General features: G+C 67.9%; 8 protein-coding genes. 2 read left to right on the top strand and 6 right to left on the bottom strand.

Annotated features, from left to right (window positions below):
* Nucleotides 1–11: 11 nt before the first annotated feature.
* Nucleotides 12–1,037 carry a conjugal transfer protein gene (locus FOH10_RS04480; protein WP_244961611.1) on the bottom strand — a complete coding sequence of 342 codons (1,026 nt, stop codon included), beginning with the start codon at nucleotides 1,035–1,037 and terminating at the stop codon, nucleotides 12–14.
* 65 nt (nucleotides 1,038–1,102) lie between these two features.
* Nucleotides 1,103–2,245, bottom strand: a complete 1,143-nt coding sequence (locus FOH10_RS04475; protein ID WP_228812430.1) for a GAF domain-containing protein — start codon at nucleotides 2,243–2,245, stop codon at nucleotides 1,103–1,105.
* Between the two features lie 698 nt (nucleotides 2,246–2,943).
* On the opposite strand from FOH10_RS04475, the gene FOH10_RS04470 reads away from it, so the two are divergent.
* On the top strand, nucleotides 2,944–7,782 hold the full coding sequence (locus FOH10_RS04470; protein ID WP_244962041.1) for an NAD-glutamate dehydrogenase: 4,839 nt from the start codon (nucleotides 2,944–2,946) through the stop codon (nucleotides 7,780–7,782).
* Between the two features lie 62 nt (nucleotides 7,783–7,844).
* Here FOH10_RS04470 and FOH10_RS04465 read toward each other — a convergent pair whose 3' ends face one another.
* Complete coding sequence (locus FOH10_RS04465) at nucleotides 7,845–8,129, bottom strand: hypothetical protein (protein ID WP_039810334.1); 285 nt, start codon at nucleotides 8,127–8,129, stop codon at nucleotides 7,845–7,847.
* Nucleotides 8,130–8,535: 406 nt separating this feature from the next.
* On the opposite strand from FOH10_RS04465, the gene FOH10_RS04460 reads away from it, so the two are divergent.
* Entirely contained in the window at nucleotides 8,536–9,243 is a 708-nt protein-coding gene (locus tag FOH10_RS04460) for a MerR family transcriptional regulator (RefSeq protein ID WP_186000713.1), read from the top strand.
* A gap of 95 nt (nucleotides 9,244–9,338) precedes the next feature.
* On the opposite strand, the gene FOH10_RS04455 is transcribed toward FOH10_RS04460, so the two are convergent.
* The 3 genes from FOH10_RS04455 to FOH10_RS04445 all read right to left on the bottom strand — a co-directional run bounded on the left by FOH10_RS04455 (nucleotide 9,339) and on the right by FOH10_RS04445 (nucleotide 12,589).
* A complete protein-coding gene (locus FOH10_RS04455) occupies nucleotides 9,339–10,448 on the bottom strand; it encodes a phage tail tip lysozyme (protein WP_143979729.1) in 1,110 nt (369 codons plus the stop codon).
* A 162-nt stretch (nucleotides 10,449–10,610) separates the two neighbouring features.
* Entirely contained in the window at nucleotides 10,611–11,297 is a 687-nt protein-coding gene (locus FOH10_RS04450; protein WP_143979728.1) for a chymotrypsin family serine protease, read from the bottom strand.
* Nucleotides 11,298–11,488: 191 nt separating this feature from the next.
* A complete protein-coding gene (locus tag FOH10_RS04445) occupies nucleotides 11,489–12,589 on the bottom strand; it encodes an amidinotransferase (RefSeq protein WP_143979727.1) in 1,101 nt (366 codons plus the stop codon).
* Nucleotides 12,590–12,627 lie beyond the last annotated feature (38 nt).

Below are 12,627 nucleotides of genomic sequence, written 5' to 3'. Positions count from 1 at the left end.
GGTCGCTCCCGTCAGTTCTGCGTCGCCGGCGGTACGGTGACCGACGGCGACGGCGCGGTGGTCGACGCCGAACTCCGCGGCGTGTTCGGGGCCACGCCGCCGGCTACGACGGTGATCGGATCCGGCAGTGCCGGAATGGAATCGATGGTCTGCACCTGCCACTGCTCCTCGACGCGCACCATCGTCAGCGGGTAGTCCAGCGGCGCCAGGGTGTCGTCGCCGACCGCCGGGGTCACCGTCGCCAGCACGCGGGCGCTCGTTCCGGTGGTTCCGCAGCCGGAGTCCTGAGCCGACACCGAGACCGACTCGAGTTCGGCGAACGGCGCGGGTCGCAGAGCGGTGATGTCGGAATCGTGGCTGGTGTATCGGGTCACGTCGCCGGAGCCGGTGAGGAAGACGTCGAGGAAGCCGGCGGCGACGTGGGCGAGCGGCGACTCCTCACCGCAGGGCGAGGAGTACACCGTGAGCAGATCCTGGCCCTCGGCGGGCGGTGCGACCAGCCACGGCCGCGAGAGTGCGCGCAGCCGACCGTGATTCACCGCGACCCCCACCCGGTAGTACTGCGGCATCGGTGCGGCGGACGTCTGCTTCCCGCCCGTGGCCCGCGTCCCGGTTTCCGGACGGACCGATACCGTCACCGACCAGATCTCGATCGGTGTCGCGGCCCGGGTTCGCCGCACGGACACCACGGCGGGGTCGGAGACCTGCCGAGCGGTCGCCGGCAGCCCGATCGACTCGGCGCCCCCGATGAAATCGGCGATCCGGTCCTGGTCCCCGGCCGTCGCGCCCAGATAGGCGACCACGAATTCCTGCGCGAAGGATCCGGCCAGTTGGGCATTGCCCACGATCGCCACCGTCGTATCGTCCGACGGGCCGGGCGGCGCTTCGGAGAACAGGCTCAGGACCGCGTGCCCGCCGCCGAGTATCGCGAGCCCGGCCAGCACGGTGAAGATCACGTTGTCGCGACGGCGTCGGGCGATCATGCGGCGTAGCAACGCATCCCCCGAATCCACCCGCGCGTCCGCTGCTTTCCTCACCCGTCAGAGCGTAATGAGACACCGAAGTCCGAGCCGCGGCGTTGTTCCCACCGCTGGGGAGCCGATTACGACGCCCGAACGAACCGGTCCCGCCTGGAGATGTGCCGGCGCAAGTGGTCGTCGTATCCGAGCGGCTCGGGCAGTCGGCACGGCCCCGCGCGACTGGACGGACTGTCACAGCGATCGTCGGCCAGACGTAATTCACCGATCACGAGCTGGCTGCGGGAGTAGCCGGGATACGGGTAGAGCCGCAACCGCGTCGAGAGATAGTCGCCGGAGTAGCCGAGTGTCCGCACCGTCACCTCGGCGGTCTCCCCGGCTCGGATACCGTCCCGCACCGCGACCAGTCGATCGCGGTCGTCGGGATGAAACACATCCACGGGGCGGTACAGGAACTCCCACCGCACCCAGGGCGCCGGATCCGTCAACCAGTGCGAGATCGAGGTGTGCTCGAGTTGTACGACGGCGAGGTGGGTTCCGGCCCGCCGGTGCGCTTCCCGTAGGCCGACCTGTTCCAGCGTGGGCCAGGCCGGCGGCGCCGACTGCTCCCGGATGTCCTCGATCAGCAGCCACGCGCCGCGACCCCGGGGACGAGCCGCGACCCGCCACCGACCCAGCGGTCCCGCGGAACGGCCGGCCAGGGGGCCGATGTCCACGTCGAATTGCAGTTTGTCCTCGGGACCCGGGTCGTACAGGAGATCGAGCACCTCACCGTGGCGATCGAACGCGGCGGCCCGATGGAACAGCTCCGTGACGGACATCGTGGGCACATGTTCGTCGGCCGACACTCCGCGCAGGGTGGTCATCGCATCGGGCTGGTGCACCGTTTGGCTGTCGAGGTCCCAGACCGCGCCCACCGCCGGGGGTGGCGGGGTGACCGCACCGGCGGGACCGATCCACAACTGCACCGCATGCACTCCACCGGTGGGTCCGAGCACCGGCCGGGCCCGAACCAGGTGCTGGCCGGCGGCCGTCGGCACCTCCAGATCGGTCTGCTGCGCCTGCCCACGGGCGGCCCGGACGACGTCGATGATTCCGCGAGTGGTGATGCTGTCGTACACGGCAGGTGTTCTGGTGAGCACTCGCTGCAGCACGCGGCGCACGCTCGCGAAGGCGCGCTGCTCGCCACCCACGGTCGCGACCGACATGGTGTCGGGAGCCAATGTCTCCACCGTCACCCACGGTATCGCCCGAGCTGATTCCGTCATCGGTTCCTCAGTTGCCCTACTGCTTGCTCTATTGCTGCCTCATTGCCTGACACCGGTACCGCACGGTGTGAACCTACCTGATGGCCCGATAGCCAGCGGCGCGTGGAAAAGAGACAGTTACCAAGCTGAAATATGCCGAGCTGAAACATGCCAACCTGAAACATGCATTGCCGCCATGGTCGCGCACCGCCGTGGTCGCGCCCGCGGCAGCGAAACAACGATTGTCGAGCCCATAGTCTCCGGGGCAACAGCCCACCGAGGCGGAATGTTCCCGAGTCCACCCGATTTCAGCGGCCACCAATGCCGTCGAGACGTCATGGGTTGAACCTAGAACACGTGTCCGATCGCGATCAGCGGAACCGAAGCTTTCACGTTCGAACATCACACATCGCAACCCTCCCGCATACCGATCATGAGTCACGTGACGTCCGGCACCCGGGGTTCGCAGCTCCTTGCCTCCGGCTGACACGCAGGTGTAGCGTACCGTATTGTACCGCTGTTTAGCGGTACATCGTCTAGGTAACTTCACGCGATCCACACAAGTCAGGAGCTCACACCGTGTCGAGCCATCGGGAAGGCGTGCGTTGACCATGCGGCCCACGCAACGCCGATCAGCAACTACTACGACCTCCGAACCCGAACTGCCCACGCGCACCGCACTTCCCGATTCCCCCGGTGGTGATCCGACGTCGCTGCAGATGGCGTACTTCCGTCAAGTGCGTTCCGGTGCCGCACTATCCGGTCCCGGTGAATCCGAACGCATCTTCCGGCGGCACCTGGCCCTCGCCGCCACCCGGACCACCGGAGCCGCCACCACCCGCGTGTACCACCCCGACGAGCCGAACGGCATCGGGCCGGCCGTCCAGGTGGTCAATTCCGATATGCCCCTGCTGGTCGAGTCACTGGTCTCGACGCTGCGGCGGCTCGGCGCCACCGTCACCGACGTCATCCATCCGATCTTCGAGGTGGTTCGCGATCCGAGCGGACGGCTGCTCTCGCTGGCACCGTACGAGGGCGACAGCCCGGCGACGCAGCCCGGCGGCGGGATGACCCGCGAGTCCTGGATACACATCCAGCTGAGCGCCGCGACCGACAACGGCGCACTGGCGACGATCGCGGCCGTCCTGCCGCCCCTGCTCGCCGACCTGCGCCAGATCGCGGACAGCACCGTCGCCATGCAGCGCAGGCAGTCCTTCCTCGCCGATCAACTGCACTCGGATGCTCCCCCGTACAGCGGGGCCGACCCGGCGGAGGCGCGCGAGTGCGCGCGGCTGTTGCGCTGGCTCGCCGACGACCGTTTCGTCCTGCTCGGCTACGCCCGATACGCCGTCCCCGAGAGTGCGGACCCCGAAGCCCCCGCCACCATGCGACCGGTCCCGGGCACCGGGCTCGGCATACTCGGCGCCGGATCGGCGACCAAAATCGATGTCCCCACCCCCGGACCGGATCGTGGCCTGCTGCGGCTGGCTCCGGGGGCGATCGAATCGGCGGCGCCGGGCTGGATCAATCCCTATCTCATCGGCATCGCCGAATACGACACCGACGGCCGGGTGGTGGGCGAGCAGCTGTTCGTCGGGACCTTCACCATTTCCGCGCTGCACGAGAACATCCTCGACATTCCGGTGATCGAACACCGGGTGCGCCAGGTCGTCGAATGGGCCGGGTTCGAACTCAATTCGTTCTCCGGCCGATCGATGCTGGAGGTGATGCAGTCCTTCCCACGCGTGGAACTGTTCTCCTCGGACACCCGGCGACTGTTCGACACCACGTCCGCGGTGCTTACCCTCGGTCAGCGACGACAGGTACGGCTGTTTCTGCGGCCCGATCCGCGCGGTAGGACGGTGTCGTGCCTGGTCTATCTGCCGATGGACCGATACAACACGGCCGTGCGCCAGCGGATGCAGCAGATTCTGCTGTCCGAATTCGGCGGCGACCATATCGCCTACTCCGCGCGAGCCACCGAATCCGAGCTCGTCAACATCTATTTCACGGTGCACCGCGGCAAGTACGCGGCACCCGCGGACCTCTCCGAGGCGCGACGGCAGCACCTCCAGGATCTGCTCTTCGCCACCACCCACACCTGGGCCGATCGGCTGGTTGCCGAGGCGGCGGCCACGGCCGCCGTGGACTCCAGAACCGCCAAGCGGTACGCCGACAGCTTCCCCGACGGCTACAAGGAGAGCTTCACCCCGAGTCACGCGCTGGCCGATATCCAGCGGCTCGAGGAGCTCGGCGACAACGCGATCGATATGCACCTGTCCCGGGCGGCCGACGCCGCGGTCGACGACTGGCAGTTCGCGCTCTACGTCAGCGGCGCGGGCGTATCGCTGAGCCGAGTGCTGCCGATCCTGCACAGCCTCGGCGTCGACGTGCACGACGAGCGGCCCTATCCGATCGAACTGCCGGACTCCCGGCCCCGCTGGATCTACCGGTTCAACCTGCACGCACCGCGAGAACTGCTGGACACCGCCCTGGACGGCGCCATCGACGCCGCACTCACCGCCACCGACGCCCTGTCCGCGGCGGTCACCGATGCCCAGCGGCGCTTCCCCGAGGCATTCGCGGCCATGTGGTACGGCCGCGCCGACACCGACGGGCTGAACGAACTGGTCCTGCGTGCCGGACTGCACTGGCATGAGGTGGCCGTCCTGCGCGCCTATGCGCGATACCTGCGGCAAGCGGGATTCGCCTACAGCCAGAGCAACATCACGCGGGTGCTGCTGCGGCAGCCCGGCGCGGCGCGGGCCTTCGTCGAACTCTTCGGCGCGCACTTCGACCCCGATCGCAGCGACCCCGCCCGGGCGCAGCGGATCGAATCCGAGTTGCGAGCCCGCATCGACGCCGTCACCAGCCTGGACGCCGACCGGATCCTGCGCGCCTTCCTCGGCTTGATCGGTGCGACGCTGCGGACCAACTACTACATGAGCGGGTCACCGGCCACGGTGCGGTCGCAGGCGGCGGTGTCGCGCGACTATCTGGCCTTCAAGTTCGCCCCGCGACGCATCGACGAACTGCCGAAACCGAAGCCGCAGTACGAGATCTACGTCTACTCGCCCCGCGTGGAGGGGGTGCATCTGCGCTTCGGCGCGGTCGCCCGCGGCGGCCTGCGCTGGTCGGATCGGCGGGAGGACTTCCGCACCGAGATCCTCGGCCTCGCCAAGGCGCAGGCGGTCAAGAACGCGGTCATCGTTCCGGTCGGAGCGAAAGGTGGCTTCGTGGTGAAGAATCCGCCCGCCGCGACCGGTGACCCGGCCACGGATCGGCAGGCTCAGCGCGAGGAGGGCGTGGCCTGCTACCGCACCTTCATCTCCGGCCTGCTCGACCTCACCGACAATATCGACAATCGCACCGGCGCGGTCCTGGCGCCCGACCGGGTGGTGCGCCGCGACGGCGACGACACCTATCTCGTGGTGGCCGCCGACAAGGGGACGGCGACCTTCTCCGACGTCGCCAACGAGGTCGCACACCGATACGGCTTCTGGCTCGGCGACGCCTTCGCCTCCGGCGGCTCGGTCGGCTACGACCACAAGGCCATGGGCATCACCGCCAAGGGCGCCTGGGAGAGTGTGAAGCGGCACTTCCGGGAGTTCGACATCGACGTCCAGACCGAGCCGTTCACCGTAGCCGGCATCGGCGACATGAGCGGCGACGTCTTCGGCAACGGAATGCTGCTCTCCGAACACATCCGGCTCGTCGCGGCCTTCGATCACCGGCACATCTTCCTCGACCCGAACCCCGACGCGGCCCGCTCGTTCGCCGAGCGCAAGCGGATGTTCGCCCTGCCCCGCTCGTCGTGGGCCGACTACGACGCCGAGCTGATCAGCGCGGGCGGCGGAGTGTGGGACCGCACCGCCAAGAGCATTCCGATCAGTCCGCAGGCGCGTACCGCCCTCGGATTGGATGACAGCGTCACCGAGCTGTCACCGCCGGAGGTGGTGCGCGCGATCCTGCTGGCACCGGTCGATCTGCTGTGGAACGGCGGTATCGGCACCTACATCAAGGCCGCCGACGAGACCGACGCCGATGTCGGCGACAAATCCAACGACGCCGTGCGGGTGAACGGAAGCCAGTTGCGGGCGAAGGTGATCGGCGAGGGCGGCAACCTGGGCGCCACCGCACGGGGCCGGATCGAGTTCTGCCGATCGGGCGGCCGGATGAACACCGACGCCCTCGACAACTCCGCGGGTGTGGACTGCTCCGACCATGAGGTCAACATCAAGATTCTGCTGGATCGCGTGGTCGCCGCCGGCGAACTGGACGCCGGTGACCGTGATCGGCTGCTCGCCTCCATGACCGAGGAGGTGTCCGATCTCGTCCTGGGCGACAATATCGCGCAGAACTTCCTGATGGGCCTCTCCCGCGCGGATGCGGCGGAAACGCTGGACCTGCACCGCCGCACGATCCAGGCGCTGGAGTCCGGCCACGGCCTGGACCGCGAACTCGAAGCTCTGCCCTCGGAGGCCGAACTGGCCCGCCGCGGCGCCGAAGGGCGCGGCCTGACCTCGCCCGAACTCGCGACGCTGATGGCCCAGGTGAAACTCGCCGTGAAGGCCGATCTGCTGGCCGGGTCGCTGCCGGACGACGCGATGTTCGCGGATCGACTGCACACCTACTTCCCGGCACCGCTACGCCAACGCTTCGGCCGGGCCATCGACGCGCATCCGCTGCGCCGGCAGATCGTGGCCACCGTGCTGGCCAACGAGGTCGTCGACTTCGGCGGAATCACCTACCCGTTCCGGCAATCCGAGGAGGCGGGCGCCGACACCGCCGACGCGGTGCGGGCCTTCGGGGTCGCGGTGCGGATCTTCGATCTGCACGAGCTGTGGGATCGCATTCGTTCCACCGAGATGCCGACGGCGGCCCGGGACGCGCTGGAGATGGAGACCAAACGGACGCTGGACCGCGCCTCCCGGTGGCTGCTCGGCAATCGGCCGCAGCCGCTCGACATCACCGCGGAGATCGACCGGTACGCGCCGGGGGTTCGCGCGCTCACCGCCACGGTGCCCGGGCGGCTCGGCGCCGACCACCGTGCCGACCTCACCGCACGCGCCCGAACGGCCATCGACCTGGGGGCGCCCGCGGAGTTGGCCGACGAGGTGGCCCGGCTGATCTATCTGTTCCCGCTGCTGGACGTCATCGATATCGCGGAGATCACCCACCGGGACCGCTCCGAGGTGGCCGAAATCCATTACGTGCTCGACGATCATCTGAAGATCGAACAGCTCCTCAACGAGGTGCGGCGTCTGGAACGGGCCGGCCGCTGGTCCTCACTGGCCCGGCTGGCCGTTTCCGACGACATCTACGCGGCGCTGCGTTCGCTGACCATCACGGTCCTCGACCTCACCGGACCGGACGAGTCCGCGGCGGAGAAGATCGCCCACTGGGAATCGACGCACCGCTCCAGGATCGCCCGGGCACGGGCCATGTTGGACGAGATCCACACCGGACCCGGCCACGATCTCGCGACCCTCTCGGTGGCGGCTCGACAGATCAGGAGTATGGCCAGCGGGCCGGCCGAATTCGAGCGTCGGACCTGACCGCAGCCGCCGGTGCCGTGTTCGGACACGGCACCGGCGGCTGTGGTGGTATCGGAAGCCGGCTATTCGCCGTCCGAACAGCGAATCACGCTGCGGCCGAGCACGATCTGCCGCTGAATTCCGCCCCGGGGCGTCCTCGACACGGTCCGTGCAGTGGTCAGCGGTTCGCCGGAACCCTTCTTGCACACCGTCTGTGTACGAACGATTCTGGTGGGACGTTGGCGATCGACCGGCGCGATGCGGTGCCGATCCAGATTCGGGATGACCTTTCCGGAGTTGTCGTAGCCGACTCCCGCCCAGATCATGGCCCGTGGCCCTTCGCCGGCTTCGACCAGGGCGGTCGCCATCCGCTGACACTGGACGAACAGCGGGCACGCGTGGCAGGCCGCTACGGCTTGGCGCCAGGCGTCCGGCGTACCGGTGTCCAGGTCCCAGCCGTCGGGATGCTGAGCGCACGGTGGACGCGGTATCGATGTGTTCTCCGCGTGGGTATCTCGGTCCAGTGAACGGTTCTGCGTAACAGTCATGGCAAGTCTCCGGGTACGCCGGGGAGCATCGGGCGATGCCTGCCCCGTAGCGCGCGAGTAAGCGCAAGTCCTCCATCAGGGCTGCTCAACAGTCCCCGGAAACCAGCTGCGGATGAGCTGTTCGTGAACAGTAGCCCAACGCCGAGCTGCCGAGCAACCCTTAGCGTCCCGCCATTTAGCGGCACATTGGCTAGTGTACCTCTATCCAATGTGGTTTCCTTGTCTTATGACGACGGAGTCCGAATTCACCATCGATGCACTGGCCCGCGCTGCCCACACCACCGTGCGCAGCGTGCGCGTCTACCATGAGCGCGGTCTGCTACCGGCCCCGCAGGTCCGCGGCCGGATCGGCTACTACCGACCGGAGCATCTGGTCCGGCTGCAGACCATCGGCCAGCTGCTGCGCAAGGGAATGAAACTGACCGGCATCAAAGAGCTCCTCGACGCCTGGGATCGCGGCGAAGGGCTCGATGAGGTCCTCCAGGTACGGAGCAATGCCCTCGCGGGCGGCGCCGCATACCGCCGATCCACCGACGACGACAGCCGATTGGCGACAACGCTGCAACAGCTGCGCACGACCGGCGAGACCGGACCGGATGTCAGCGCGCTACAGGCCACCCACCCCAAACTGCACGCCCTGGCAGCCGGGCTGATCGACGCCGGACTTCCCGCCGACGAGATATTCCGGCCGCTCATCCGCCTGCATGCCGATTGCAGCCGGGTCGCCGCCCGGCAGGCCGAGATCGTCCGCCGACTCGCCGAACACCGGACGGCATCCGTCGACGCCGACGGGGAAGGGCAGGAGCAGGCCGTGGAGCACGCCCGGCAACTGGCGATCGCGGCCACCGCGGAACTGGTCGCCCGATCGCTGCATGAGCGTTTGGAAGGCCAAATCCCTTCCTACCAAGGCTCATTGGAACACGACAAGCATTGAATCGCTGACGCCGGCCCGGGCCCGCGAATCAGGTGCGGCAGGGCCGGCGTCACCGAATACTGTGACACCGAACCGGATTACACGGCGACAGCGGATCAGACCGAGACGCTGGTCGTCATGGCACCCGCGATGCTGTTCGCGTTGGCAATGCGCTTCGCACGCGCCGAACCGTCGCTGCGCTCGTAGTACTGGTCGAACACCGCGGCAGCCTCACCGGGTGTCCGCGCATTCCGAAGATGCGCGTAGGCAGCCGATTCCTTGTTCTGGAGCTCATGCGAGATGTAATCGATCTGGATACGCCAATCGGTGACCGAACCGCCGCGCGCGGCCGCGAATCGCTCGAGACCCTCCAGCCGGTCGCCTCGCCACTGCGCCAAGCCCAGGGATGCCTCACCCGCGTTCCAGGCATCGGTGCGAAAGCCCGACTCCGCCTGGAGATTACCCAGGATGCCCGCCGCCTGCGCCGGTGTGAAGCCGTTGTCGAGCAGCCGCTGATACATCTCGTCCACCCGGGCGCGCTGCCCTTCGGGAATCGCCTCGGCGCTCACCGTCTGCATGAATCCACCACCGCCGGAATCATTTCCGGCGGGAGCATAGCCGCCGTAGCCGCCGGTATTCATCATCATCGGTGGTGTCGGCGCCCCGTAGGTCGGCGACGAATAGGTGATCCGCTCCGCCTCTTCCGCGACTCCGTCGGACGCCTTCTCGATGATGTCGGAGACGGCGTCCGCGGTCCGCAGCATGGCGCTCAGGAGCCGATCTTCGGCCGCTACCGACAGCCGCTCCTCGCCCGGGGCGGGCCCCTCGGCGGCGAGGGTCGACTTCAGTCCGTCCACCTCGTGATCGATATCGGACATCGCCGAACTGGCCTTGGTGGAGGTCGCGTAGGCGGACGTGTCCACTTCCCTGTTCTGCCGGTGCAATTCGGCCGCGATCGCGTCGATCTCGTCTCGGTTCGACGCATAATCGTCGGCCATGACCGACTGGTTCCCGGAATCGTCGACCAGCCCCCGCTCCGCGAACTGCTCGACCAGATCCGGCGCCCGCTCCCCCGCCCCGGACCCGAATAAATCGACCGAGAGCTGGATGGCGCGCTCAGTGGCCTCGATCACCGAATAGAGCCCCGCGGACCCACCGCGCGGATGCGGCAGCTCGACGGTCCAGTCTCGATAGTGCGCCACCCCGTCCTGGCCGTTCACCACCATGTCGGCACCCGACTCTCGGATCCGGACGAGCCCGTGGCCGGCGCGCGCACGATCATCAGCATGCTCAGCTCCTCGATCGACTCATCGGCACGGTCGGTGCCACCATCCGGCCCGACTCCTCCGACCGTTCCAGTCTCATGCATCCCCGGAGCTGGGAAGTTCTCAGTGCACCCGATACCACTTGAACGACTCGTTCGCGGTCGGGCCGTAGCGCTGGATCTGGTCGAAGAGCCAGCTGGCCGGTTCGACTATCGCCTCGCGGTCGCGGTCGTTGACGTATGCCATCGCGATGCCGACGAAAGCCGCGTGGCCGTCGGAGGTTTGGCGGTATACGACACCGCCCGAGTCGCCGTGTTCGAACCAGAGGTCCCGGGTGGTGTAGATGACGCCGTCCTCGACCTTGGTGATGGTGCCGCAGTTCCAGCCGGTGGTGGCCCCGATCTTGCAGACCTGCTGGCCGCGGCGCGGGTCCATGTCGATGGAGCTGAGACCGAAGGCGCCCATGGACGCGGACACACCGACACCGTCGTACAGGCGAATCAGCCCGAACCCCAGAGTGAGTCCGCGATCGGGTTGATACGACTCGTACCAGCCGATCGGATTGCCCTCGGCATCGGTGACGACCCCCGGTCGCCGACAGTGCCCGGCCGTGACGGCGTAGCGAGCCTTTCCGACGAATCCGGTCAACCCGACAGTGCATTGGAAACCGACGACCTTGCCGTCCTCCTCGGTCATGGTCCGAATCGCCAGCCCGGGGTGCACCACGACGGCCGGATCGGTGGCATGCGCGGTCGACGCGGGAAACAGGGTGCCCGCCGTGCCACACACCGCCGCGGAGACGAATGCCATCACCAGGCGGCGGAGGTGAGCCGGTGGCGACCAACCCAGCGTTGTCGCTCGCGATTCGTGATTCCCGCGGCTGCGCAACGTCGTGTCCGTCCTTCCTCGAACATGCCTTCCTCGAACCCGGTGCGGACTCGATTCCCGCTCGGCACAGTGGAATTCTCCCGGATTCCCAGCGCCGGGAACCCGATCGGAAGTCAGTTCGGAGGGGAGTCCGGGACGCCGTGGCGCCGAATGTCCGTAGTGGCGCGATGGAATGAGCCGCCGATGCTCTGCACATTGCGGAACGGGCAGCGGATCGGGTCGAAGCCCAGGCCGGCCAGCAGTTCGGCGATCTGGTCGTCCTGCGCCTCCACCACCACCCGTTCCCGGTCGATCACCAGGACGTCCATGCGCGCCCCCGCGTCGGCCAGGTACAGCGGCGGCCGCTCCCGAGGCGCCGGGCGCGGTGCCGGAACGAGATCCCATTCGGCGAACATGCAGCGCCGCAGACTGTCCGCGTCGACCCGGTCGGGATCGAACAGCAGGGTTCCGGGACGCAACGGCATGATCGTGCGGTCCAACCGCATGGTGTGCGGATCGTCGCTGTCGAGCACATGGATTCGGTAGGTGTCGCCGAGGTGCCTGCGCAGCCAGTCGATACCGGCCCGGTTCGTGACGTGGCTGCGCTGCGCGACGATATCGCGGCCGAAGCGCAGGAAGTCCGTGGCGGCGAAGGCGGGCTGGGTTTCGTTGATCGCCCACCGGGCGTCGGACGCACCGTCGAGCAGGCGGTCGTGGTCGAGCACCCGCGGCGCCGACACCCACCGCGCGCCCGACTCGTGATAGTGCTGCAGGAGAGGGCGATACGCCAGCACCTCACCGCGCCGAGACCGCCAGGCCATCGGCGCTTCGATGACGGTCGAGCCGACGACCAGGAGCGAGTCACGGGGCAGTGCCGAGGTGTAGCCGTCCAGGCTCGCCGGATCGACCCAGGTGGGGCGCTGGACGACGACACCGGCGTCGGTCAGCACCCGGTCGAGATTGTCCAGCTCGGCCTGCGCCGCGGCGATGATCCGGGCGGGGAACGGGCGGGCCGTCTCGAACAGCTGCCAGTACCGGCGCGGCATGGTGGCCTCGACCATTCGCCGCGCCTCCACGGGGAAGACGGTACCGACGGCGACCCCGACGATGATCTCCTCCAACGGATCCCACTCGTTGCGGGACCAGACCCGTGACGACTCGGTCGATGTCTCCGCGGTGGTTCCAGGACCGGCGTCGGTCGCGTCGGCGATTTTCTTGCCACTGTTTGAGTGCACGTTATTGATTGAACCACCATATGTGGTTAAGATGGACA

The sequence above is a fragment of the Nocardia otitidiscaviarum genome (genome assembly GCF_007362295.1).
Lineage (GTDB): Bacteria > Actinomycetota > Actinomycetes > Mycobacteriales > Mycobacteriaceae > Nocardia > Nocardia otitidiscaviarum.
This window is presented reverse-complemented; position numbering and strand designations above follow the sequence as displayed.